This is a genomic window from Paraburkholderia sprentiae WSM5005 (assembly GCF_001865575.2).
In the GTDB taxonomy this organism is placed as follows: Bacteria; Pseudomonadota; Gammaproteobacteria; order Burkholderiales; family Burkholderiaceae; genus Paraburkholderia; species Paraburkholderia sprentiae.
In genome coordinates this window covers 139,846-165,430 of the sequence record NZ_CP017565.2, presented here as the reverse complement: position 1 = coordinate 165,430, position 25,585 = coordinate 139,846, and the positions used below count along the sequence as shown (strand labels likewise).

Sequence of the window (25,585 nt, the reverse complement as noted above, 5' to 3'; positions counted from 1 at the left end):
TGGGCGGCGACAATGACTACGTCCGGTGTACCGACATTCATCTTGGCCGGTAGTGAGGAGTCGGAGGCGGCGTAGCCGCCGGAGACGACGAACTGCCGGCGGCGCCGGATCGGCGAGGCTTAGGATGGCTGACTGAACCTGAAAAGAGGCGGTCAGCCCATGTCTGGAAGTCGCATCACCGAGCAGCAGGTCCGCCTCTACATGAACCATCGCAAACACCATCCGCAGAAGCTCGCTGCGGCGAAGTCAGGCATGAGCGAGCTCACGGCGCGGCGTGTCGAACACGAAGCCGGTCTACCGTCACAGCAGCCCCGGCGCTACTGGCGCTCGCGCCCTGATCCGTTTGCCGATGTCTGGGAGAGCGAAGTGGTCCCATTGCTGCGCGCTTCGCCAAAGCTGAAGACGATCACCCTGCTGCGCAAATTGCAGGAGGACCATCCCGAGCGCGTTCCTGACAGCATGCGTCGCACGTTCGAACGGCATGTCGGCCAGTGGCGCGCGCTCGAAGGGCCGAACCAGGAAGTGTTCTTCCCTCAAACGTATCAGCCGGGCGCGCGAGGCCTGTTGGACTTCACGCACATGGGCAAGCTGGGCGTGACGATCGGCAGCGTCCCGTTTGACCACCTGCTTTATCACTTCGTGCTGGCGTTCTCGCGCTGGGAGTACGCGAGCGTGGTCGATGGCGGGGAGAGCTTCCAGGCGATCGCGACCGGCTTGCAGAACGCGCTGTGGCAGGCTGGTGGTTGCCCACGAGAACATCGTTCCGACAGCCTGTCGGCGGCCTTCAGAAACCGGCAGGAAGAGGAAGACTTCACGGTTCGCTATGCGGCGCTGCTCGAGCATTACGGGATGGAAGGCACGCGCAACAACCGTGGCATGGGTCATGAGAATGGCAGCGTCGAATTCTCGCATCGTTATCTGAAGGATCAGGTCGATCATGCTCTGGAGTTGCGCGGTCACCGCGACTTCGCAGACCGCGCGGCGTACGACGAGTTTGTGCGCGGGGTGGTAATGCGCCGCAACCGGCGCAATGCTGCAGCGTTCCAGATCGAGCGCGAACACCTGCTGGATCTACCTGAGCACCGGAGCACCGACTTCGCCGAGGAAGAGGCGCGCGTGACACGCTGTGGCACGTTCACCGTGCGTTGCGTCCTGTACAGCGCGCCGTCGCGGCTGATCGGTCATCGCCTGAAGGTACGCCTCTACAGTGACCGGCTCGATTGCTATCTGTCTGGCGCGCTTGTGCACAGCACGGCGAGAGCCACGCACACGAGCAAACGGCGCGGTCGCGGCATCGACTACCGGCACTTCATCGATTCGCTCAAACGCAAGCCGCAGGCCTTCAGGGGCCTCGCGTTCCGTGACGATCTGTTTCCGCGTGACGCTTACCGACGGACCTGGGAGCGACTCGAGGAGACGCTGACGCCGCGCAGCGCGTGCAAGACCATGGTGGGCCTGCTTGAGCTGGCAGGAAACCACGGCGTCGAGGCGCAGCTGGCGCAGAGACTCGATGCATTGCTCGAACTCGGTGAGCTGCCCGATCTGGAGGCGCTGTTCGAAGAGTTCGCGCCGCGCCTGTCCGAGTGTCCGGTGGTTGTCGTCGAGATGCCGTCCGCCGCGCTCTATGACACGTTGCTCGATGAGGAGGTGCCCATATGAACGCCGCCTACGATGCTGGCCGTATCGCGCTGATGCTCAACGAACTGCGCCTGCCAACGATCGGACGGTTGTGGCCGGACTTCGCTGAACGCTCGGACAAGGAAAGTTGGCAGGCTTCGCGGCTACTCGGTGCATTGCTCGAACATGAACTTGCCGAGCGCGCCAAACGAAGAATCGAACGTCATCGTGCCGAGTCACATCTGGATCCGACCAAGACGCTCGCCACCTTCGACTTCGGTGTTGTGCCTATGGTCTCAAAGGCGCATGTGATGGCGCTGGCCACCCCCCTGATCGATGCCGGCTATCGTGTGTTGTTCACCCGAACCGGCGAAATCGTTCAGAAGCTTCAGGTCGCACGTCAGGTCTGCAACTGCCTTCGGCGCTCGCCAAACTCGACCGGTTCGACCTGATCATCCTGGACGATCTGTCGTATGTGAGGAAGGACCAGGCCAAAACCAGCGTGCTGTTCGAGCTGATCGCCGAAACATACGAGCGGAAAAGTCTTCTGATAACCGCCAACCAGCCATTCTCCGGCTGGAATGACGTCTTCCCGGACCCCGGCATGACGGTGGCGGCCATCGACCGGCTCGTCCATCACTCGACGATCTTTGAGCTGAATGTCGAAAGCTATCGGCGCCGCACAGCGAGCGGCAAACAGAAAGAGCGCCGCCGTCAATTACCCACTGACAACCCGAACGGAGTGACAACAATGACCCCCTGACGCAGCGACAATCACCTCGGCCTACCGGCCAAGATGTTTGTCGGTAAACCGGACGTCCTGCTTGACTCTATCCACGTTGATCCAGCGTTGCGTTCACGCAAAAAATGGTACGAATTTAAAGCTGGCCGCAAATGAGTACATCAATGAGTACACGGACGAACACGAATCACGGATTATCCTCATAAAATCAATCGCTTGTACGTGAATTCAAGGTCCTCTCCTGGGCAACCTGATGCGTCGTCGCGATCGCTTCGATCATATCTTGGTTGAGACGACTGGCATGGCCGACCCTGGTCCGGTATGCCAAACGTTTTTCGTCGACGATGAGATCCGCTCAGCACTCCGACTGGACGGGATCGTCACGGTCGTCGACGCGAAGCACGTGAAGCTGCATATCGACGACACCGACGAGGTGCGCGAACAGATTGCCTTTGCCGACGTGATCCTGCTGAACAAGGCCGACCTCGTGGCAAGCCCGGAACTGGACATGCTGGAGCAGCGTCTGCACGGCATGAACGGGCTGGCACGCATCCACCGCACGGTCAACGCCGATATACCCGTAAAGACGGTGATGGATGTGGGTGGCTTTGACCTGAGCCGGGTACTCGAAGATCGACCGACCTTCCTCGAACCGGAATATCCGTTCGAGTGGGTCGGCATCTGGGAACTGCCGCCCGGTATTACGGAACTGCGCTACGGTGGCGGCCCTGATCGCACAATCGGCACGCTGTTGACGCCGGCCAAGGGCGTCACACCAGAACACATGGACAAAGTGGTGGCCAGCGCGAACATCGCCTTTACCAGGCAGCGCAAGTTACAGCCCGCAAACGCAAAGCTGATGGCCGGTAGCACCGCAGTCAGCCTGCGCGTTCCCGAAGAGGGTGCGGAGCGAAGCGTGCAACTGCTCATTTCGCAGGCGGGTCCGTATGCACTGGTCACTGAGCACGGTCCAGACGAGTTCGATCTGCGGCTCGAGCGGGACGGGCAGCGCATCACTCCGTTGATTAGCCGCGAATTCAACGCGGGCCACACTCACGATGAGGCCGTCAATTCGGTGGGTATCAGCCTCGAAGGTGCGTTGTCCGAGCACAAGCTCAACCGTTGGCTCGGTCCACTGCTGGCGGAAAAAGGCGCGGACATCTATCGCATGAAGGGTATCTTCAATATTGCGGGCGAGAACCGTCGCGTCGTCCTGCAGGGCGTGCATATGCTGATGGACAGCAGCGTCGATCGGCTTTGGAAAGCCGGTGAGCCGCGCCGCAGCGAGATCGTGTTCATCGGACGTGAACTCGACCGTCAGGCGCTAACTGAAGGCCTGAGAGCGTGTCTCGTATGAGCCGCATCGAGAAGTCACCGCCGCTGCGGGTCATGTGGGAGGCACAGGGGAGCGATTACGTGAGCGCGTTGGCATGGTCGCCAGATGCAACACGGGTTGCGGTGGGACATGCGGATGGCACCCTGGCAATTCACGACGCGCTTGATGGCCGCAAGATGTGGTGCCATGACGCTCACGCCATGGGGGTGGGAAGTCTCGCCTGGTCGCCAGACACGCGGATTCTGGCAAGCGGCGGACTGGACAACAGTGCGGCGCTATGGGCGCCGGACGAGGGGACGGAACTGCGCCGACTGAACGCGGGTCGCGGCTGGGTCCAGAACCTGGCGTGGTCGGAAAAAGGAGTCCTGGCGACCACCGCAGGACGCGAATTACGTCTTTGGCATGCGCAGGGCGACGAACTGTACGCCTTCGAACCGGCTTCCAGTACGCTGACCGGTTTGTCTTGGCAGGGCGAGGACCGGCTCATGACCTCCTGCTACGGTGGCGTTGAGGTTTGGCGTACCGACGCGGCTAAACCAGTACGCATCTATGCGTGGAAGGGCTCACTGCCGCAACTGGCCGTCAGCCCGGATCGCCGCACGCTCGCCGCGTCCACGCAGGAGAACGCCATTCACCTGTGGGACGCTGAAAGCGCTGACGATTTCCAGATGAGCGGCTATCCGGCCAAAGTCACGGCAATGGGATGGCGGTACGACAGCCGCTACTTCGCCACGGGGGCCGGTGCATCGCTTGTTATCTGGGATTTCGCCGGTGCTGGACCGCAGGGCACGGAGCCATTGACGGCGGCGGCGCACACGGCGCGCATCAACACCATCGAATTCAGCCATGCAGACGCGCGTATGGCGAGTGGCGACGACGACGGCATTCTGGCAGTCTACGATACAGGTTCGCAAAGCCGCGTCGCGAGTCAGCGCGGGGACGTAGCAGTCAGTGTGCTGGCATGGAGCCCGGACGATTGTGCCATCCTGGTGGGTTACGCGAGTGGACTGCTGAGTCTATCCGTCAGTCCGGAGGCGCGGGGCACCTAAAGTCGTCCGCGTGAGGGCGGTCCTCATGCCCTCACCTGGGACCGGCGCGATCGTCCAGGGGTAGTGTCGCCCGCGATTCTGGCGGTAGGCCCATCACGCCGATCGGTCGGCCGAGCCGGTTCTTCTGCCCACTTTCCTACGCAACGAGCCATTGCATGACCTACCATGGTAAGGACGTGAGCAGCTGAACAATTGGGGCAGCAGTGTCCGCGGACTACCGTGCTGTCGGGTCGTTGCTGTCGACCCGTTGTGGGTTTGACCATCCCAGCTGACGGCAGCGCTTCAACCACGGAGGCTTCACATGAGCACCTGCAACGAACCTCACCACGCTCACCACAACCATGAGCATGGCCCGAACTGCGGACATACTGCGATCAAGCACGACGATCATATTGATCAGCTGCATGACGGTCATCTGCATCACCCGCACGGCGATCATGTAGACGAGCACCGGCTTGAAGTGAGCGCCAAAAATCCGGACCAATGCACGCCTGGCTGCGGCGGCCATGACCCGGGCCACGTTCACGGACCTGGGTGCGGCCATGAAGCGGTGCCGCATGGCGATCACGTCGACTATCTCGTCGACGGCCACCTGCACCATCCGCACGGCGATCACTGCGACGACCACGGCCCGGTTGACCTCGCGTGAGCGGCTGATGGCACGGGGCTGAAACGCCCTAAAATAACATTCGGCGGCGGACCTCACCTGCCGATCCGTTCTGCTACGGATCCGATGCATGCACGTGCTCGAAGAAAAAATGCTTGCGGGTATCGAGCCCGACAATGCGTCTGCCGTACAAGGTGAGCTTGAACTATTGGTACGCGGTCTGCATGACCAGCTGGTCATTCGGCCGCGAGCGCGTGCCTTCCTGAATCGGGGCGCCCGCTCATCGAGACGCGTGCATGCCCCAAGATCGGCGGCCGACCGGCTCAAGTCAGCTTGAAAACGGCCAGTCCCAAGTTGTCTGTGAATGACTCTAACTGGCCGAACCCGGAAGTTCGTCGTCGGTCGGTGACCCGCGGTCCTCCCGTGGTGGCGAGCTTCCGCAGTCGACCCACTCCGGTCAGACAACTTTCTCCAAACCGGTCAGTCAGCCAATTTCAGGTTTTGCAAACGGGAGTGCCACTAAGCGGCCGTTGGCGACCTCACCCAATCGGCCATGAAGAGACGCTCGACGGGGTTTGCCACATCGTCGACAATTGGTCTTTAGTTCGCCAACGATATCGTGCCCATGCTAAGAAGAGCATTCGTCACGTTTCTGTGCCTCGCTTTGTTCGCGGGCAGCACAGCAGCTTCGGAGCGGTCACAGAAACCACCAGCACCGGTAATGATGGTCCATTTCGATTATTACCCGAAGGACCGTCCGCGAATTCGCGCTCTGGAAAATCAACTAAAAAGCGCGAAAAAACGTGCAGGCGCTGGGGAACTTGGTGAGACCGAGTTTCATGTTGACGGCAATGATGGCTATTTGTATATGTACGGATCCGATCCCGATCGACTCTATCCGGTGACGGCTCCAATCCTGAAATCGTCCAAACTGATGACCGACGCGGAGATCACGAAGCACTATGGCTCCCGCACGGAAACGTTCACGTAACATCGAGACGGCGTGCGATAACGAAGCGACTTTCGAAGTCGCACACTTCGTTCAGCGGGAGTCGCCTATTGAAATTTCGCATTCAGGCTTCGCGGCACCAATCGGTCACGATCATCCGCTAATGCGAACATTGAAAGAGTGTTCCGGCCACAACCGGGCAGTCGCTGGACAGCTTTGAAATTGCCTCATCAAGGAGAGCGGCCGTTCCGACAACTTACCGTCCGAATTAACTTTTCAAGCGTTGACATGTCTTCAGACAAATATCGGCTATTATCGCAGACGGTTTCATTTCTTGAGAGTACAACGTCACCCCAAGACAACGAGATGTTCCCGTATTGAACCTAACGGCTGCATGGCATTGCCGTAAGACGAAACGCGTGAGGCAACAATCCTCACATGAAGGACGAACACGGGAAGGATATGACCCGACTGGGTGAAACGACAGATCACAGCGGAAAAGTGCTTGAGGCACCGCCGGATCTATCGCACATAGGCATCAAGGTCGCACTGGATGGTCGCCTTGTCACGTGCCCGAAGAGGGGCGGCGTGTTTCCAATCATTGCCACCGGCAATCAGGACCGCCCCTGCATTCGGGTTGTGTACTTCGGTGGCAGAACCGCATGCGGCGCGGCTCTGATGCCCGTCTCGATTTCTTCCAAGGCCTTTCCAGGCATCTCCACCGATATGAAATACAGGCTACTCATCATTGCTGCGATCCTGCTGACGCCCATTCTTGCTCACGCCGGATGCGAAGATCATTTCCAGGCGTGGGTTGCGCAGTTGCACCCCGGGCGTACCGTTGACACGGACAACGCGGCCTGCAAGGCATGGCCGGCAAATCCTGCCCTGACGGTGGCGGCGTTGCCGTTGCCACAGAAAGGAAATAACGACGATTCGGGCACTGACGACCTGGAGGTGCTCGTTACTGATAGCGCAACGGGTGCCGTCGTGGCGCATACATACCAGCCGTCGGCCATCACCTATGATGCAGTGCGCCTGTCCGGTCTCGCCATCGACACCGCACGCTATCAGCTAACGCCGGGCAACCGCGCGTTGGGCGTGCGCATCAAGTATTCAGGGTCGTCGCGTGTTAGCCCGTACGAGGGGACTTCGCTGAGCCTGTACGTCATTGACGGCCAGACATTGCGCCCCGTACTTGACCGACTTGAGGTCGACTCAAGCAATGGCGATTGGGATGGCAACTGTGCGGGCACATTCGACGCCATGTCACGCTCGATCGAAATCGGCCCGGCAGGCAAGGACGGATATGCTGCGCTGAAGGTTTCGGAAAAGACTACGCACAGCATAAGCACCCAAACGAAGTCCGCGTGCGTGAGCAAGGATCAGCCGCAAGTTCGCGCGACCTTCGAGCTTGAGTACCGCGGCGGTCACTATGGGCTCCCGAAGGAAATGCAACTCAAGGATCTCTAATGCAGCGCTTCCACTCTCTGTCGCTGCCGATGAAAATGCGCCTTGCTTCCCTCATCCTCTACCCCCTGATCTGTGTCCTTCACGCGTCGGCAGCTATCGCTGATACAACCATACAGTCGTGGGACGGCGTCAAGGCCGCTATCAAGACACAAGAGGCGCGCAAGCTGTTAGACCTTGAGACGAACTTCGACACCAGGTTGCCCGCGGGTTTCACCAGCGCGTTTCTGGTTCAGCAACTGGCACCGGGCCAAGATCCAAGGCGCATGGTGCTGTCAGCCGCAAAAGCATGGCCGCTACGTCCAAATTCTTACGTGGCGATGGTATGCCTCACCAACCCGGCTGGCGCGGTCGGAGCGACGCAAGACGGGCCAGGCTATTGTGTGGGTGACAATATATGGTTCGGGGTCTTCGAAACGACCGGCGGCGGGGTACCGAAGCTTGTCGCGCGTACCGACGGGCCTGTCGCCACACCGACCGACTGGAGCGACACGGATATTGTCCTGCCTGATGCAGTGAAGGCGAGGGATCCGAAAGATGGCGCCCTGTCCGTGCCGACCAGTTGGAATCAATTCGATCTCGCACCCTATCAGATCAAGTCTGGCGAGTACGCGTTTGGCGTTCGTGCGAGTTGGTTAGAGCCCGGTTTTGCCGACGGCGGCTCGGGTTTTGAAGCGTTGTACCTTTTCCGGGTCGAGGGAAAGTCTCTGCGCGTCGTTTTCGCACGGCCAATGTCGGACTATGAGATATACGTGAGTGAGTCGAACGGCACCCATAGTTACGACGTGGGGGACGCGAGCAACTCGCTCGTGATTCTGCCGGGCCAGACCGGTGGCTTTCATGACATTCAGCTTCGGCAGCAGGCGGGAAAATGGCTTCGTACCTTCAGGTGGTCATCTGCGAGACAGCGCTACGAGTGACAGTGTGACGCCGACTGGTGGGCTCTCGCAGCAGTCCGAGTCGGTGCGCAGACAGATTTTATTAAATAACGGTCGACACACTTGGGGAACCCGGCCTAATTGAGTACAGGCTTCTGACCGAGAAGACGGGCGCTCTCACGGCCGTCTGAGTGTCCCTTATCGAGAATGTTTGAATGTCCCCTGTGAGTCGGGCTGCGTCAGTCCGCTCTTCAAACTCATCGCTGGAAAGCGGCCAGTGGAATTCCGCTGCCTGGAAGCGGCCAGTCGGCAGTGCGTACTCCCGATCCCTAGCAGCCCTTCTGGCTCACGATTGTGGACGACCGTTGTTATAACGAGCTTGTGTGAAAACACGCTGATCGCCTAGACTGGATTAACTCATTCAGCGTGGGTGACCGGATGAAGCGATTCATAGAAGGTGAAGATCGCAAGCAGGTGACGCTGCTTCCAGAGTGCCTCGATGACTTCGTTGCCGAGGACAATCCGGTCAGGATTATCGACGCGTTCGTTGAAGAGCTTGACCTTGCATCACTGGGCTTCGATGGCGCGATGCCGTCGACTACAGGTCGCCCGTCCTATCATCCAGCCGTGCTGTTGAAAATCTATATTTACGGTTACCTGAACCGGGTCCAGTCGAGCCGTCGGCTGGAACGTGAATGCCAACGCAATGTTGAATTGATGTGGCTCACCGGCCGCCTGGCGCCGGACTTCAAGACCATCGCCGACTTCCGTCGTGACAGTGGAACAGGCATCCGCAACGTATGTCGCCGCTTCGTAGTGCTATGCCGCGAGCTGAAGTTGTTCTCGCAGGCGCTGGTTGCCATTGACGGCAGCAAGTTCAAGGCAGTCAATACGCGCGATCGCAACTTCACAGAGGGTAAGGTCGACAAGCGTCGGAAGCAGATCGAGGGGAGCATCCAGCGGCATCTGAACGCGCTGGAGACCGCCGATCGTACGCAACCCGCGGAGCTGGAAGCGAAGACAACCCGCTTGCAGGACAAGATCGCGCGCTTGCGCGAGCAGATGCGAAACCTTGAGCAGATCAAGGAGCAACTCAAGACTGAGCCTGACGGTCAGCTCTCGACGACCGATCCTGATGCACGCTCCATGGCGACGAGCGGCAAAGGCTCGGGAATGGTGGGCTACAACGTACAGGTAGCAGTAGACGCCAAGCACCATCTGATCGTCGCGCACGAGGTCACAAACTCTGGCAGCGACAGGGCGCAGCTCGGTCCCATGGCGAAAGCCGCGCGCGATGCGATGGGCAGGACCAAACTGCGGGCAGTCGCCGATCGCGGCTACTACAATGCACCTCAGATAAAAGAGTGCGCGGATGCCGGGATTGCAGTAATGCTGCCAAAGCCCACGACATCAAGCGCGAAATTCCATGGTCGATTTGATAGGGCCGACTTTATCTACATTGCTCGGGACGACGAATACCAATGTCCAGCCCGTGAACGCGCAATTTCTCGCTTAACCCGGGAGGAGCGCGGTATGCAACTGCGTCGTTATTGGAGCAGTGCCTGTCCTCGATGCCCTATGAAATCACAATGCACGCCGAGCACAGAACGTCGGATCACCCGATGGGAACATGAGTCGGTGCTGGACGCGGTCCAACGTCGGCTCGACAGGACACCGGACGCGATGACAGTGCGCAGGCGGACCGTCGAACATGTCTTTGGAACGTTCAAGCACTGGATGGGCTACACACATTTCCTGACACGCAGGCTGCCCAACGTGGGGACCGAGATGAGCTTGAACGTACTCGCCTACAATCTCATGCGAGCGCTGAGAATCCTGGGGTTCAAGAAAACGATGAAAGCGATGCGGCTGGTGGGTGCGTGAGCACCCGTAGGTCCTAAAACTAGACCCTTGAACTTGTTTGGAGCGCGTTAGAGACGTTCAGCGTCTCGTCATCGCCGCGACACCCCCAAAGACAGCCAAACGCGCCGACGGGCCAGGTTTCCCCGTCGGATTGCAACTCCGTCGAGTTTCCACACGGCCTGATAACCAGAGCGGCCGTTCACTTGGAGCCTGGTCCTCTGCCCCCTTGAGCGGCTGCGTTGGAACTACCTTGTTCCGCCAAAGTGACCATGCGCTCCCCAGCCGAGGCATCGGCGTTGAGAGGCCTGCTCAGGATCACTGACCGGCTGACACTACGGAGTAGGGTCGTAGAGCTTGGCTTCGTGTGCCGCGGCGATCGCGTCCAGCAGCGTCGGGGCCACGCCCAACTGGCGCCACGTCGGCAGCGGGATCGCGACATCCACCCCACAAACGGCGTCAGCGTGGTCCAGGTAAGACGGCTGCATGGCAATGCCCTCGCGCCGCGCGTCGGGCCAGAGGATGAAGTGCAGGTCCGAGTCGTGCAGCTCCTGCAGGCAGTGATCAGCCACTTTCGCCTTCGCAGCCGCCGCATAGAGCGCAGTCAGCTTGGGCGACGCCACCACGCCAAGCGGGGTTGCGTCGCCGGAGTAATCGAGTGTGGCGGTCATCCCCAGCGCCTTCGGCAACAGCCGATCCCAATTCAGCGGCGCACCGGTCTTCAGGTCATAGGTCAAGGCGAAGCTGTCGGCGTCGGGATGGGCTGTCCCGGGGCAATACCAATCGTCGGACGCGATCAGCGCAAGGAAACGCGGCCCCCGCATGGTCGCAGTAACGCTGCGCTTCCAGTCGCATCCTTCGGCCGCCTTCCGTGCCCGGACGTCGGCATTCGCGAAATGCTGGTTGATGCGTTGCATCGCTGGTCCATCCGGTGCCGCGATGCGCGGGAACGCCGCCAGATGCGGAACGACGTTGGGCTGCTTGACCAGTTGGATCGGCGCTGGCTCCGCTGCCACCGCAACGCCGGCAGCGAAAGACACAACCATGGACCAGCACACCGCCCGAGAACAGAAGTTCATTCAGGCACCTTCACTCGATGAAGGGCACGAGCGTAGCACAGAGGTGCGTCAGTGCGTCGCGGTCATGGTGGCGTTTGGCCCACCCAGCCCCGACTGTCTTCCATATCAGACTTTCGGCCTCACTGCTCCTCTCGGTTGGCCACAGCATCTGACTCGATCAAGAAAAGAGCAGGAAATCGAACGCGCTGCCTGGCGGGGATCGAGGCGGATTATCCGGCCGCGCAGATCCAGGAAGGCATTTGATCCGCAAAATTCGCTGAATATGGCGAGCTGGAAGGACCACACGTACAATGCCCGCGGCAGCGCACCGGTCCAATGCCAACTTCAACGTTCGACCATACACCTCAATGCGTATTCTTAATGGACATTGTTTACTGATCTTGAGTTTGTTGCTTGCCTGTTTAGCGCCGTCAGCCGTGACGGCAGCAAGCTTTGACTGCAACATTGCCAAAACCCGTTTCGAGAAAACGGTTTGCGCGGATCCGAAGCTATCGGCTCAGGACTCAGCGGTGGCGCAGCGTTACCATGCGGCCTTGCCGTTGCTTTCGGAGCCGGGAAGAATGATTCTGCGCAGAGGACAGGATCAGTGGCTCGAAGTCGTGAAAGTCCTGTGTCTTGGTCATAAGAGGAATGAAAGCCCTACCTCCTGTCTGCGACGGCAGTACACCGACCGATTCGAAGATCTGCGCAGCGCCTCCATGTCCGTAGATCCCTTCATGTTCAGCCGAATTGACCATTACACGTCAATTGGAAAGGAAACAAATACCGGCATGCCTTTGGAACAGCACACGGGCCTGCCAAGAATCGATTACCCGGTTTCAACGCTGGCACGACAATGGAATGCCGCGATAGTTCGAGCGGCGGCGACAGCGCGGGCCAACCGGTGTTTCGGAGACCCCGGAGATGCCAGCGACCAGTTTGTGAGTTTCACGGTCATGTCAGCGACGCCCGATTTCATCAACGTCGAGATGCAGCACCTCGAGCAATGCCATGGGGGGGCGATATCTGAAGATACAAACAACATCTCCTACTGGCTCAAGCCAACCCTGCATCGGCTTAAGGCCGAGGACGTGTTCAAGCCGGGTAGCGGATGGGAAACCTTCTTACGCGATCGCGCCTCGCGCGCGTTGAACGTCGACCCATTCTTTGCTGATCGTGTCAGCAAGGACGTGCGCGATCCGACGGCGTGGTCCTTCACCAAGGAGGGCCTTCTTATTACCTTCGACCCCGGTGAGGCAGATGCACTCGAGTCCGGTATTGTCAAATTAACCGTACCCTGGACCGATCTGCATCGTTTCCTTGCGCCAGGAGCGCCGATACCGCGATGATGATTTAAGCGCGGCCCCCGCGCTGACCCCGCGAAGCGCGAACGATCGACGCTACGAATGACACCGCCGGTGCGTGAAGGTCCATTGTCGCTGCAAAGCCGACCTCCGAATGCCCACGCGATAGCATGGACCAGTGACCGGAATTGGCCGAATGCGCGCCGACGGCGAACGCACCAGATCGACCCCACGCGGTCGACGACGCCGATCAGCACGTACACGACGTTGCGCTGGAGACCATTCGACGACCACTATTGCTTCAGGCTTCTATCCTGTTGACAAGCTGATACAGGCTTGAGCCTCCCCCCGAGCAACTTGGTGATTGTCATCGATGTCTTGTCGGTCTCGACCGACAGGCAACCGCATGAGTCGCCCTTATCGGTGTCCGGCATATGGTCGAAGCCACTAGCTTGCGTGTCGATCGATGCAATGGTCCACGTACCTTCGCGATCCGACAGGGTGAGGCTGGACGGCATGTCGTTCTCGATCCATCCACAGCGCGTTTGAGCTGCCAGCACAGGCCGGGGCAGATATAACGCGACCAGCAAAATCGTTACGAAAGGAACGTCGAGGGCGAAACGCCGGCTTTTCATCGAATGAATTTCTCAGGTTGATCAAGTCCAAGTCCTGCCAACGCGAATCATAAACGAATTTCTTATAAACGGACCGATGAAAGATCGGCTTCGCGACCCTTTTCGGCTACCGGTCGAGTAATCGAGCTGATTAACTCATCAAGCCGGCCAGCGTCGAACCGCCTGGAAAAGACGACGATGTGCCTGCCTGCCGCTGCTTTGCCAAAAAAAACGAGGCGCATCTGATAATACTGAGTGCGCCGCCAGGCTATGTCGCGGCGTTGACACGGCGTTGACGCGGCCCGAAGCAGACTCACTATAGTTGCGTTCCGTACTCAATTAATTCGAGCGCACACAGACACTGTCAGAACTTTTCCCAGTCCGCGCCCTCGACCGTCACCGGCGAGTCAGCGCGCCGCGGTATCGGCGCGGGGACTTTCGTGGTTGATACGGCACGCTCGGCTACACAGACGGGCCGCTTCGCTGCTGGCGGCTTCGCAACAGACAGCGGGCGCGCTGCTGGCGCGGCGATATCGGTCTGCGCCGTGCGGAACACCGCTACCGCAGCGCGCAACTGCTTCGCCTGGTCCTCCAGCGAGCCAGCCGCGGCCGCCGCCTCTTCGACCAGCGCCGCGTTCTGCTGCGTGACTTGGTCCATTTGGCTGATCGCCTGGTGCACCTGTTCAATGCCGCGGCTCTGCTCGCTCGAAGCCGACGCGATCTCGCCCATGATGTCGGTCACGCGCTGAATCGCTGTGCCAACCTTGTCCATCGTCTTTCCTGCCCGCGCGACCAAGTCGGTTCCGGCTTGCACGCGGCTGCCCGAGGTCTCGATCAGCTCCTTGATTTCCTTCGCCGCTACCGACGAGCGCTGCGCCAGAGAGCGCACTTCGCTGGCTACTACCGCAAAGCCCCGACCCTGCTCGCCCGCCCGCGCCGCCTCCACCGCCGCATTGAGTGCGAGGATGTTGGTCTGGAATGCGATGCCCTCGATCACGCCGGTGATTTCGGCGATCTTGCCCGCGCTTTCCTCGATGCCCGCCATCGTCCCGACTACCTCCCCGACGATTGCCGAACCTTCTTTGGCAACAGCATGCGCACTGTCCGCGAGGCCGCTCGCCTGGCGAGCGTTCTCCGAATTCTGCTTGACAGTGGCCGTGAGTTCCTCCATGCTCGCCGCCGTTTCCTGCAGCGACGCCGCCTGTTCCTCCGTGCGAGAAGATAGGTCGGTGTTGCCCTGCGCGATCTGTCGCGCGCCAGTCATTACCGACTCGGCGCCCATGCGGATCTCGCCGACGGTGTTAGACAGGCTTTCGGTCATGGTGCGAAGCGAGCGAAGCAGTTGCCCCGTCTCGTCCCTGCCATCTGCGTCGATCCCCGTGGCCAGGTTGCCCTGCGCAACTTTCTCAGCCGCGTCGACGGCTACATGCAGCGGCCGAACGATCGAGCGCGTGACCAGCAGCGCGCAAATCCCTCCGATCGCCAGCGCGAGCGCCGCGAGCACCAGTACGAGCATGCGAGCGTCGGCATACGATGCGCTCGATGCGTCGTGCTCGGTCGCTACCTGGTTGCCGACATAATCGATCAGGGCTTGGACTGCGCCGAGATACTGGTTCTCCAGCGGCACCTGTTCGCTCAGTAACTTCTGGCGTGCCCCTTCGGCGTCGCCGGCCTTGATCTGCGCGATGACTGCCGCCCGGTCGGACAAATACGCCTGACGGGCGGACGCTACATTGGCCCAGAGCTCTTTGCCCTGGTCCGTGTCAAGGAGTTGCTGGATTTCTTCGACTGCCTTGGACACGATATCGTGACCATTGCCGATCGATTGCAGATTGCCGCTTACGACCTCCGACTGGTTGCCTGCCAACGCGGCCAATGCGTCGCGTTCCATCACCGCCTGCCCTCGAGTGATTTCGAGCAGCTTGTGCAGATCCCACAACACCGGCATGCGCGAGCGCGTGACGTTATTGACGTCCTGGTTGAAGCCCCTCAGTCCACTCAGTGATACGGCTGCAAGTGCGAACGTCAGCAGCAACGTGACTGCGAACGCCAGCGCGAGGCGCGCTCCTATTTTCATGTTGCTCAATCGCATATGAGAGTTCCATCTTTCAATATCTGCCACCTGGCCACCGGCTTGCCGGGCAATCCTGTTTAACGACAACAAACACGGAAAACTTAAGGGTTATTGCTGGTGGCCTGGCTACAAAGTAATGGATTGTTTGATGCGACCCGTCCGCTCCGAGAAGATCCGGTCTCGGATGTGACTGGCCGAAGTTGGCTGGAGTCGCCTCAGCCAAATCTTGAGGCGTGGGCCGCGCCTTACAGCGATCTAGCGCTTCTGTCTGAGCAAGTCAAATTGGCGCTGTTGTCTCAGCGAATTCAGTTCGCGCTGCTGCCTCAGCAAATCCAGCTCGCGCTGTTGTTTCAGTAATTGGAGTTGTTCGTTCTGGAGTTCGATCTGTTGCTTCTGCGCTTCCAACTGCGCTCTGTAGGCCCCCATGCCTGGGTCAGCCAGCGCTCCCTGCGGGTAAGTCTGCGCGCAGGTGATGGAACAGCCAGCCGCCAATGTCGCAGCAACGATAAGTGCTTTCATGATGCCCCTCGCACGGATGCTCCTTTGAAATGTCTTAGGCCAGAAAGGCCGGCCATCGGCGGGACCGACGTGGCTATCGGCGTCGTGCCTGGATCGGTGATTGCGTATGTTGAGCGAGCGGCGCGCTTTTCGCAGTGGCAACGAGAGGCCGGGATCGCCCCTTCTCCGACATACCGATCTGCGGGCAGAACGGCTGCTAACTGTAGTTGAACCGTCACACTGCGCCGGTGTACATCAAAGCTCGCGGAAAAACTCAATCAATGCCGCGTTGACGAAATTGGGCGCCTCCTGTTGCAGCCAATGCCCTGCTTGCGGAACGACTCGAGAGGCTGACAACTTGGGCACGATCTGAGGCATGCCGCCAATAATTTCGTGCATGCCTGGCATTGCCAGACCTGTATCTCGCTCGCCGACAAGGTACAGGGAGGGAACCTTGACGAGCAGGCCCTCGAAAGCCGATTGCATTTCCCAATTGCGGTCGAGGTTGCGGTAGTAATTCAATCCACCGCGAAAGCCAGAAATGCTGAATGCCCGGACAAACTGGTCGAGGTCGGTGGGTGCGAGCCACGCAGGTAACAAAGGCGGATCTATCAGAGAGTCGAGGGCACGAACTGCTGCTCGCCGAGCTACGCGCAGCTGGCCAACTCGACCTCTCACGCGTGATTCTCGATTCGTCTTCTCTTCGGGCAATCGGGGCGGCATCACGAACAACCGCGGGCGTCGGTAGCGGCCGGTTTTCGGATCGGGGTCAGTGCGCCTTCGCCATAGTCCACTCGAGCTTGTTCGCCGGGGGCGACGCGAGACGGTCGAACTGCTCTGGATCAATGTGGCGCAAGGCGCGCACGAAACGCTTGGCGCTCTCGTAGCTCGCGGTGAATGCGAACTGATCGGCCAGATCCTGATAGATCGCCTGCGCGTTGCGCCTCAGGCGGAGTTGCTGCTCGATCCATTCGCGATGCGGTTCGCTTGCCGAGCGGGCGAAATTGAACCCTGTGGTCTTGCCGGAATCGTCGCTAGCCGGTGGTCGCGGCGGTGGAGGAGTTTGCGTGACGAACGTTGCGGAGCCGGTGGTCACCATGGAGGAGTTTGCCGAAGCGGACTTCTCGGACTCGAAGATCGCCTGATAGCGACGGATCGTCTTGCGGTCGATGCCCGCGAGCCGCTGGATCTGGCGCTGGCTCTTATTACGCTCGAGTAGTGTGAATACGGTGCTTTGCAGGTGCGGCTTCAAGACGTTCACTCTCTGAACTCCTTCTTGTTCGAAGGAGACGAAGATAGACGTCCTGCAACACTTCTCCCGTCAGCTCAATCGACGGTCGTCAGGTGGGGAATTTGAAGTGACCATACCCGGCGGAATTTGACCGACCGCCGGGGGGCGATGTCGCGACATACGGAGTCGGTAAGGCTCCGGCGTCGTCGCTATTCAGGAGTGCGCCGATCAGATGGCTTGCCACAGTGCGCATCGCGCTATTGAGCGCAGACCGCTCTCCGGCTCGAAACAGGTTGGTATTTGCGACACCCGGATGGGCGGCCTTTGAACTCCCGGGCTGGCATCCCGAGCAACAGCAGGCGTGGCGCATACAGGCGCTATGGACACCAGATGCGGATCACGCGAGCCACTCACGCAGCCAGGCGGCGCATTGTGCTGCCTCTGATGTCGGCCAGCTAACCGCTATCGACTTGTGGTGCAGGGCGATGGCCGCGCGCGACACTCCCGGGCCCTGACAAGCCGTAACAACCTGAGCTTTAAACTCCGGGCTGTAGCGGCGACGCCGCCGCCTTCCAGTCGGCGCTTCTTCGATAGTGTTCACGTATCCACCTGTTTTAAGTGGATACGATGCTCCCAAGACATTCAGCCCAACTCAAGACGGGATGACCGAGCGCTTACAGTCCATGCGACCTCGGATCAGCTGTGCACAGCTCGGAATACGGTCCCACGATTCACGTCGCGCGGTACTGAATGAGCGGGAAGTCGTGTAGATACGAGTCGGGATGCACGACGGTATGGGACAGGTGCGCCCCGAAACGTTTGAGAGCGCGAAGATCCGTTCGTCCGACACATGCAGCTCTATTCAATTCTATGGGTGGGCTTGCGCGGACACTCACGCGTGCAGCGACGACGGATCCAACTCACGCCAGCTCAATAGCTATCGCTGTGGCTTCACCCCCTCCGAGGCAAAGCGACGCAACCCCCCTTCTCTTCCCGTATTTTTTTAGCGCGGAGAGGAGAGTAACGATTATCCGTGCTCCCGAGGCGCCAATTGGATGGCCCAGGGCACAGGCCCCGCCGTGGATGTTCACTTTCTGGTGAGGCAGGCCCAGATCGCGCATGGCTACCATCGCCACCACCGCAAAAGCCTCGTTGATCTCCCATAGGTCAACCTCCGCAGCACTCCAGCAGGCCTTCTCGAGCAAACCCTTGATCGCGCCCACAGGGGCGGTGGTAAAGAGCGAGGGTAGCTGGGCGAAAGTGTTATGGGCAACGATAGTCGCGACAGGCTTTAGATCACGCATTTGCGCCTCTGAACGACGCATCATCACGAGCGCAGCGGCTCCGTCGGAAATGGAAGAAGAGTTCGCGGCGGTAACGGTTCCGCCATCTCTGAAGGCGGGCTTGAGTGTGGGAATCTTTTCGGGCTGCGCCATCCGGGGCTGCTGGTCCAGTGCAATCAAAGCTTCACCCTTTCGTCCCTTGACGGAGACGGCGGCGATCTCGTCTGCGAACGTGCCGTCGGCAGTGGCGGCGAGTGCTCGATTAAGCGAAGTCAGAGCGAAAGCATCCTGCGCCTCTCGAGTAATGCCATACGTCTGTGCGGTATCTTCCGCGAACGTCCCCATGAGGCGCCCGCGATCATATGCGTCCTCCAATCCATCGACAAACATATGATCGATCAGCTTCCCATGGCCCATCCGGTAACCTGCGCGTGCTTTGTCCAGCAGGTATGGAGCGTTAGACATGCTCTCCATACCGCCGGCCACCATTATTCGGTTGCTCCCCGCCAACAGCAGATCGTGCGCGAACATTGCGGCTTTCATGCCTGAGCCGCACATTTTGTTGACTGTTGTGCAACCCGTCGAATCAGGGATTCCTGCGGCGCGCGATGCCTGACGCGCAGGGGCCTGACCCAAGCCAGCAGGTAAGACGCAGCCCATTACTACTTCCTCGACATGTTCGGGCGCTACCCCCGACCGTATTATCGCCGAACGTATAGCGACGGCCCCAAGCTCCGCAGCGGTGAGCGACGCAAGATCCCCTTGCAGTGCGCCCATCGGTGTGCGGGCAGCCCCGACAATAACGATTGGGTCGTGTTGTGTCATAGATCCTCCATGCCTCTTACAGTGTTCCGGGATTGACGTTGAGCTGGGCACATAGGGCCATCTGGAACGGCACCACGGCGTTAGCTTTCAAAATTCCTTCCTCGATCTGGAAGGCGTCCTGCCAGTAACATGGACGTCAGTCTCAAACCGGGCAGTTGCCTGGAAGCCACCTTGACCGCCACTACCGATGGCCGGGGCATGTCTTTCTGATACGTCCGATACAGTGCCGGCTCGCTCAGCCCCCGCAACTGCGTTATAGACGTGCGTGGCAGCCGACGAACGTTGATTGATTAACGAGACGGCGACCATTCCTATCAGACCTGCCAACGCAATGGCCATGAAGTTCTGCTCGAGCGGCAACTTCATCGCCACCAGGGTACCGATCACTACTGGCGCACAGACTGCCCCCAAACGTCCCAGACCCGATGCAAATCCGACCCCAGTCGAGCGGACCGCCATCGGATAGTACTCACCAGCATATGCATATGCCAGGAGTTGCGTGCCAAGCGTCGAAGCCCCAACGATGAACACGACGAGATATAACAGCTCCGTTGACTTTGTATAGCCCATCAACGTCAAGGAAAGCGCCCCAGTCGCGTAGAACCCGATAAGTACGTACTTGATATTGAGTCTGTCGCCGAGCCAACCGCCGAGCACCGCACCGATCATCGCGCCTACGTTGAAGATCAGCACAAACGTCAACGCCGAGCCGAGACTGTGACCCGCCATAGCCATCAACTTCGTCAACCACGAACTTAGTGAGTAGACCATGAACAGACCCGTCACAAAGGCGATCCAGATCATTACCGTGCTGAGGCCGCGTCCATCGCTGAACAACATGGACACCGAGGCGTCTGACGCCCGGTCATCGGTCGGTGCGGCAAATGTCTCATGAAGATCGTACTCAGGTACCAGTTTCTTAGCGACCTTCCGGAGGTCATCGTAGCGCTGGTTTTTTATCAGAAAAGGCATTGACTCCGGCATCGTCTTCAGAAGCAGCGGAATGAATAGCACCGGTGCACCTGCAACGTAGAACATCGACTGCCAGCCATACGCTGCAATCAGTTGTTTCCCAATTAATGCCACCAGGACACCGCCTACCGAATAGCCCGCGAAGACCAAGGTCACCAGCCGAGCTCTAATCCTGCGGGGCGCAAACTCTGCCATCTGGGCCGTGACGATAGGTAGAACTCCGCCAATACCTAGCCCGGCGACGAAGCGCGCGATGCTGAAGGTGAGCGGCTCGTGTGTCAATCCAGCAGTCGCCGTGAAGACGCTGAATAGGGCAACGCAGACGGCGATCATTAAGGGACGTCCAAGCTTGTCAGCCAAGGTACCAAAGAAGATTGCGCCGAACATCATTCCAAATAGTGCTGAACTGACCATGAAGCCAGCCTTCGTAGCTTCAACGCCCATATCCTTCATGATCGACGGTAGCGCCGCGCCCACGACTGCGAGGTCGTAGCCATCGAGAACAAGGATGAGCACTCCCCAGAAAAGAACCAGTGCGTGGAACCGGTTGAAGCTAGCTTCGTCGGCCAACTTACGTACGTCTATACGATGCATTTTGTATCTCCTCAGTCAATAGCAGATGTGCGGCTGGAACTGTTAGCTACATAAGCTGGCTCATGTAATCAGGCAGCGCAGTAGGTACGGCCCTCACTTACCGACGCCACTCCCGTTCGGTCGACGGGTATCCGCATTGGATTCGCAACGGTCGAGAACCGGCGATATTGCCAACTGGGCCCGGAATGCTTCCCCCAACGAGTTGGCGCGCCGCTGCGCGGTCTATCGTCACCGCCGCCGGACCGGCTCGCCCTTGTGTGGTCGAGGCGTGGGCGAGCCAAGCCTCGGCAGTGCGCATTGAATTCCAGTACGTGCCGTGAGGTGCATTGGTCGTTCGATGCAAGTGCATTCCGCTCCAGCCTGACCTTGCCATCACTCATTTCGCAGCCATCCTGATCGCCCCGTCTAGTCGGATCACCTCCCCGTTTAGATACGGATTCTCGATTACATGACAAACGAGCGACGCAAACTCCTGTGGCTTTCCAAGACGGCTCGGAAAGGGCACCGTCGCGGCCAGCGATGCCCGGACTTCGTCCGGCATTGCGAGAAGCATCGGCGTTTCCATGATCCCTGGGGCAATGGTCACTACGCGGATTGAATGCCTTGCCAATTCCCGAGCCGCGGGCAACGTCAGCGCGACGACGCCGCCTTTTGACGCGGCGTACGCAACTTGCCCAATCTGGCCGTCGTAGGCGGCAACGGATGCAGTGTTTATAATTACGCCATTTTCCTCTTCGCCGCCGGTACGGTCACGCTTGATCAGCCTGTCGGCCGCGACCCTCAATACGTTAAACGTTCCGACGAGATTGACGTCCACGGCTGCGCGAAAGCTTTGCAGCCCATGTATTCCGTTTCGGCCGAAGATGCGTTCCGCCGGCGCGACCCCGGCGCAGCTAACGACACCGGAAAATGTCCCACTAAGGCCGACAGCCAGGTCGAGGGCTTTCACGATGCTGTCTTCGCTCGTCACGTCAGCCTGAATGAACTCGATGGCAGACCCGTAACGTTGTCTGAGAGCGGCGCCGGCGTCCGAATTCCGGTCTGCAACTACAACCACAGCACCTTTACCCACAAGTGCCTCGACGGTGGCGGCACCAAGTCCAGAGGCGCCGCCTGTCACCAGAAACGTCTTACCTTCGATACGCATAGGGATCCTTATTGTCTGCGGGTCGCGTCAGCGGCGCGGAGCTCGCTTTTCCCGCCGGAACGGGATGGCGCTATTAGGGCGTGTTCCGTTGGCTGGTTCGCACCACGCCGTTATTCATTGTGGTAAATCGCGAACTCTCGAGCAGGCGCTCGCTCCGTCCTCAATCTATTTTCGTCAGCCGACGTATCCTCATATCCGAGCGCCATGCCCGACAGCAGAATGTGGCTGTCAGGGATGTTCAGGATGTCGTGGACGACGCCACCATATTCGCACCAGGCTTGCTGCGGGCATGACGCAATTCCGTAGCACTGTGCCGCGATCATTACGTTCTGCATGAACATGCCACTGTCAAGCCAGGAGCCCGCCAGGAGATATCTGTCCATGGTGAAGAACAAGCCGACGGGGGCACCGAAGAACTTGAAATTGCGAAGCATCGCCTCCTTGCGGGAAACATGGTCTGAGCGTTCAATCCCGTAAAGACTGTATAGGTCGAAGCCGACCTTGCGTCGTCGCGATAGATGGACGTCGTGCAGTTTTTCCGGCATGTAGGCATACTCGTCACACCGCCTGCCTTCGCGAGCGGCCTCCAATACGGCTGCGGACAGCCGATTTCTGGCATTGCCGGTTACCACATGAACGTGCCAAGGCTGAATGTTCGTACCTGAAGGGGCTCTTGCAGCCAGGTTGAGAATGTCGTCGATCACGCCCGCGGTAATAAGCGTATCCAAAAACCGTCTTACCGACCGACGTTGGACAATAGCTTCGATCGCGCTTACGGAAGGCGTTGCATTCATAGGTTGGTCACTCTTTAATAGCGGCAAGACTAATTCGTCCCGGCACCAATCGAGGCAATAGAACCGTCTTTTTTGCGCTGCTCCCGCAGCACAAACCGTTGAATCTTCCCGCTCGGAGTTTTGGGAAGCTCGGCGGAAAAGTGGACCTGGCGAGGGTAAGCGTGAGCCGCATAGCGGGTCTTTACCCACTGCTGAATGTCATGTTCCATTTCGGGCCCCGCCTTTTCAGGCCGACGCAGTACGACATACGCTTCGATAACCTCGCCCCGCACCTTATCCGGTACCGCAATCACTGCGCATTCGGCGACATCCGGGTGCGCGGCGATCACCGATTCGACCTCAAACGGGCCGATCCGGTAGCCAGCCATGATGATTACGTCGTCCTCTCGCGAGGAAAAGAAGAAGAAACCGTCTTCATCGACGCGGCCCAGGTCGCCGCTCAGATACCATCTTCCGTCGCCGGCAAACCGCTCCGCGCTTTTGGCAGGATCGTCCTGGTAGCCCTTGAACCAGGCCAGCGGGCTTTCCGCCAGTTCGAACGCGACTCGGCCCACCTCGCCGACTCCGATCTCGACGTCATTGTCGCGATCGAGCACAACCGCCTTCCATCCCGGCATCGCGACACCCATTGAGCCCACTTTCACAGGCCGCGCGAGACGTGGGTCATGATGGTTATTGATGAGCATGCCAGCTTCCGTTTGACCGTAATGATCAAACACTTCAAGGCCAAGGGCGCCGACTGCCCATTCATTCACATCCGGTGTGAGCGGTTCGCCCGCACTTGAGGCGCAACGGAGTGCAAGGCCGGGAGGCGGCTCAATTTCCGAACACAACAAGGAGCGATAAACGGTCGGCGCAGCAGCAAAGTTTGTCACTTTGCGATCGACCAGGACGCGGTACGTGGTCAGCGGGTCAAAACTGGCTTTCAGCAAGATACTGTGAACGCCGGTGCACAAGGATCCGATAACGCCAAAGTATAGGCCGTAGCCCCAGCCGGGGTCAGCAGCGCACCAGTAGACATCGTCATCGCGTACGCCGATACCGAATTCGACATAGCTATGGAATGCGGCGAGCGCTCGAATCGGAACGACCACCGCCTTCGGCCGACCCGTGGTACCGGAGGTGAAGATGTGGATGAAGGGGGCATCCCCGCCCAGTGAGGCAGCCGCGCTTACCGGCTGCTGCGCACCGCCCTTGAGGACTGATTCGAAAGTAACGGCCAGCGGATCGGCGCTTGCCGCTTGCTCACCCCCGATCACTACAACACGCCACGAAGGGTTTTCCGGCATATCTTCGCCCGTGGCTAGCTTTGGAGCTTGAGCGGAATCGCAGATCACGACCTTCGCATGACTGCCGGCTAGCCTCAGCGCTATCGCGGCCGGTGCAAATGCCGTGAAGAGCGGCACATGCACCGCGCCTAGCCTCCAGATCGCCATCAGCGCGATCAGGAATTCCTGACTTTTGCCGGCCAGCGTAGCAACCCTATCGCCTTTTCCAATCCCAAGCGATGCAAGACCGGCGGCAAATGCCTCGGACTGACGCTTCAGTTCACCATAGGTCAAGCGTTTAGCCTCGAGCGTCGCATCAACGACCTCGTACGCCACGCTTTGCGGATTGTGCCTGTCGCACAGAAGCCAGGCCACACTTGCAGAAGGATCGGAGTATTGACTCACCAGTTCGGTTATCCGCAGGCGCGGGTCCAAAAGAGTCGTTTTGATATCCATATCTGTCTCCTGAATTTTTTAGGACCGAGGGCGGCTCAATCATCTTGTTTAAGTAGAATTGTGATTCGCTTAACAATAGTGCGGCACCGCCTCGCTGTCAAGCTCGGAAACCTAGGTATTAGCACGCACTTCCGGCGCGTCTGGAGGTTTGTCGCAAACTGCCATGTCATAATGACTTTCAAGAGGACGCTCTCAGCAGCCCCTTCTGACCTCATAGGACATCCGCACCGACGGTGAGCTGAAATGGAAGATCTACTTAACGTACCGCGCGTTCGCATCCGTCGCCGCGGCGCAGACAAATATCCGCTGATCCTCAAGGCTGCGCGTGCGCTGGTCGCGCAATCGGGATTTCGCGAAGCGCAGATGTCGTCGATCGCAGACGCCGCCGGGCTTGCGATTGGAACGCTCTATCGATATTTCCCGTCCAGAACAGAACTCATGGTCGAGGTTGTAAAGACGACCGCGCAGCGAGAAGTAGATGTCGTCGCCGGAATTGCGATGCGTGATGGAACTGCTCGCGATCGGCTTGGTGCGGCGGCATGGACTTTTGCAAGCAGAGCATTGCGCGGGCATCGCCTGGCACATGCTCTCGTTGCCGAGCCGGTCGAGCCTGACGTGGAGGCAGCTCGCCTTGTTTATCACCGCGCGCTGTCGCGAGTCTTCAAGACGATCATCGAGCAAGGAATCGCGGGGAACGAATTCCCCGTTCAGGATGCCGCCGCCTCGGCGGATTGCATCGTGGGATGCCTGTTTGAGGGCCTGGTGGCGCCACTTACGATTAACCCGGCAGACCCTGCGCCGGAGCAAGCTGCCCACGCCACGGCGATTATCGCTTTCTGTCTGCGAGGGGTGTCGGGCGACTCGCGACCGTTCTCTCCTCCCGCCTATTGAATCCTAAGCTCGGCGACGAACCGGCTTGCTAGGCGATGGGCCACAAACTGGAGAGGCTCAAGCGGGAA

20 protein-coding genes and 3 pseudogenes are annotated in these 25,585 nt (G+C 59.3%); 12 read left to right on the top strand and 11 right to left on the bottom strand.

What is annotated here, in order from left to right; all coding sequences use genetic code 11:
- The first annotated feature begins 159 nt into the window (after positions 1-159).
- From istA to BJG93_RS34280, 9 genes and pseudogenes are all read left to right on the top strand, one after another.
- Positions 160-1,659, top strand: coding sequence for an IS21 family transposase (gene istA / locus BJG93_RS34320; protein ID WP_027196582.1), 1,500 nt, complete (start codon positions 160-162; stop codon positions 1,657-1,659).
- Positions 1,656-2,380 (top strand): annotated as a pseudogene (locus tag BJG93_RS34315) (ATP-binding protein). Before istA ends, BJG93_RS34315 begins: the two are co-directional and overlap by 4 nt.
- Positions 2,381-2,612: 232 nt before the next feature.
- Entirely contained in the window at positions 2,613-3,716 is a 1,104-nt protein-coding gene (locus BJG93_RS34310) for a CobW family GTP-binding protein (RefSeq protein WP_082194590.1), read from the top strand.
- On the top strand, positions 3,713-4,744 hold the full coding sequence (locus BJG93_RS34305; protein WP_027196583.1) for a WD40 repeat domain-containing protein: 1,032 nt from the start codon (positions 3,713-3,715) through the stop codon (positions 4,742-4,744). The genes BJG93_RS34310 and BJG93_RS34305 overlap by 4 nt, the downstream gene beginning before the upstream one ends.
- Before the next feature lie 301 nt (positions 4,745-5,045).
- A complete protein-coding gene (locus tag BJG93_RS34300; protein WP_082194591.1) occupies positions 5,046-5,393 on the top strand; it encodes a hypothetical protein in 348 nt (115 codons plus the stop codon).
- A gap of 583 nt (positions 5,394-5,976) precedes the next feature.
- Complete coding sequence (locus BJG93_RS34295; protein WP_231337717.1) at positions 5,977-6,342, top strand: hypothetical protein; 366 nt, start codon at positions 5,977-5,979, stop codon at positions 6,340-6,342.
- A gap of 396 nt (positions 6,343-6,738) precedes the next feature.
- Entirely contained in the window at positions 6,739-7,773 is a 1,035-nt protein-coding gene (locus tag BJG93_RS34290) for a PAAR domain-containing protein (RefSeq protein WP_051374351.1), read from the top strand.
- Positions 7,773-8,690 (top strand): hypothetical protein, encoded by a 918-nt coding sequence (locus BJG93_RS34285; RefSeq protein WP_231337716.1) that lies wholly within the window; start codon positions 7,773-7,775, stop codon positions 8,688-8,690. Before BJG93_RS34290 ends, BJG93_RS34285 begins: the two co-directional genes overlap by 1 nt.
- 396 nt (positions 8,691-9,086) lie before the next feature.
- Complete coding sequence (locus BJG93_RS34280; protein ID WP_027196586.1) at positions 9,087-10,532, top strand: IS1182 family transposase; 1,446 nt, start codon at positions 9,087-9,089, stop codon at positions 10,530-10,532.
- 311 nt (positions 10,533-10,843) lie between these two features.
- Here BJG93_RS34280 and BJG93_RS34275 read toward each other — a convergent pair whose 3' ends face one another.
- On the bottom strand, positions 10,844-11,587 hold the full coding sequence (locus BJG93_RS34275; protein WP_154671787.1) for a hypothetical protein: 744 nt from the start codon (positions 11,585-11,587) through the stop codon (positions 10,844-10,846).
- A gap of 347 nt (positions 11,588-11,934) precedes the next feature.
- Between BJG93_RS34275 and BJG93_RS34270 the strand changes: the two genes are divergently transcribed.
- On the top strand, positions 11,935-12,915 hold the full coding sequence (locus tag BJG93_RS34270) for a lysozyme inhibitor LprI family protein (protein ID WP_034478907.1): 981 nt from the start codon (positions 11,935-11,937) through the stop codon (positions 12,913-12,915).
- Between the two features lie 248 nt (positions 12,916-13,163).
- On the opposite strand, the gene BJG93_RS34265 is transcribed toward BJG93_RS34270, so the two are convergent.
- From BJG93_RS34265 to BJG93_RS34250, 4 genes are all read right to left on the bottom strand, one after another.
- Complete coding sequence (locus BJG93_RS34265; RefSeq protein WP_051374353.1) at positions 13,164-13,505, bottom strand: DUF4087 domain-containing protein; 342 nt, start codon at positions 13,503-13,505, stop codon at positions 13,164-13,166.
- A 343-nt stretch (positions 13,506-13,848) separates the two neighbouring features.
- The gene (locus BJG93_RS34260; protein ID WP_071336742.1) at positions 13,849-15,576 is read right to left on the bottom strand and encodes a methyl-accepting chemotaxis protein; all 1,728 of its coding nucleotides are present in this window, start codon (positions 15,574-15,576) and stop codon (positions 13,849-13,851) included.
- A 237-nt stretch (positions 15,577-15,813) separates the two neighbouring features.
- A complete protein-coding gene (locus BJG93_RS34255) occupies positions 15,814-16,077 on the bottom strand; it encodes a hypothetical protein (protein ID WP_027196590.1) in 264 nt (87 codons plus the stop codon).
- 234 nt (positions 16,078-16,311) lie between these two features.
- Positions 16,312-16,578 (bottom strand): alpha/beta fold hydrolase, encoded by a 267-nt coding sequence (locus BJG93_RS34250; protein ID WP_174566143.1) that lies wholly within the window; start codon positions 16,576-16,578, stop codon positions 16,312-16,314.
- A 98-nt stretch (positions 16,579-16,676) separates the two neighbouring features.
- Here BJG93_RS34250 and BJG93_RS34245 point away from each other — a divergent pair.
- A pseudogene (locus BJG93_RS34245) lies at positions 16,677-16,787 on the top strand (IS5/IS1182 family transposase); the annotation flags it as partial.
- Here the strand turns inward: BJG93_RS34245 and BJG93_RS34240 are convergent.
- From BJG93_RS34240 to BJG93_RS34215, 6 genes and pseudogenes are all read right to left on the bottom strand, one after another.
- Positions 16,744-17,353 (bottom strand): annotated as a pseudogene (locus tag BJG93_RS34240) (IS21 family transposase); the annotation flags it as partial. The pseudogenes BJG93_RS34245 and BJG93_RS34240 overlap by 44 nt on opposite strands.
- Positions 17,354-18,207: 854 nt before the next feature.
- A complete protein-coding gene (locus BJG93_RS34235) occupies positions 18,208-19,395 on the bottom strand; it encodes an acetyl-CoA C-acyltransferase (RefSeq protein ID WP_027196591.1) in 1,188 nt (395 codons plus the stop codon).
- A gap of 87 nt (positions 19,396-19,482) precedes the next feature.
- The gene (locus BJG93_RS34230; RefSeq protein ID WP_082194592.1) at positions 19,483-20,961 is read right to left on the bottom strand and encodes an MFS transporter; all 1,479 of its coding nucleotides are present in this window, start codon (positions 20,959-20,961) and stop codon (positions 19,483-19,485) included.
- 376 nt (positions 20,962-21,337) lie between these two features.
- Positions 21,338-22,108 carry an SDR family NAD(P)-dependent oxidoreductase gene (locus BJG93_RS34225; protein ID WP_027196592.1) on the bottom strand — a complete coding sequence of 257 codons (771 nt, stop codon included), beginning with the start codon at positions 22,106-22,108 and terminating at the stop codon, positions 21,338-21,340.
- A 110-nt stretch (positions 22,109-22,218) separates the two neighbouring features.
- Entirely contained in the window at positions 22,219-22,902 is a 684-nt protein-coding gene (locus BJG93_RS34220) for a nitroreductase (protein ID WP_027193605.1), read from the bottom strand.
- A gap of 29 nt (positions 22,903-22,931) precedes the next feature.
- On the bottom strand, positions 22,932-24,626 hold the full coding sequence (locus BJG93_RS34215; RefSeq protein ID WP_071336743.1) for an AMP-binding protein: 1,695 nt from the start codon (positions 24,624-24,626) through the stop codon (positions 22,932-22,934).
- Positions 24,627-24,869: 243 nt separating this feature from the next.
- Here BJG93_RS34215 and BJG93_RS34210 point away from each other — a divergent pair, with 243 nt between their 5' ends.
- A complete protein-coding gene (locus tag BJG93_RS34210) occupies positions 24,870-25,517 on the top strand; it encodes a TetR/AcrR family transcriptional regulator (RefSeq protein WP_071336744.1) in 648 nt (215 codons plus the stop codon).
- The last annotated feature ends 68 nt before the right edge of the window (positions 25,518-25,585 follow it).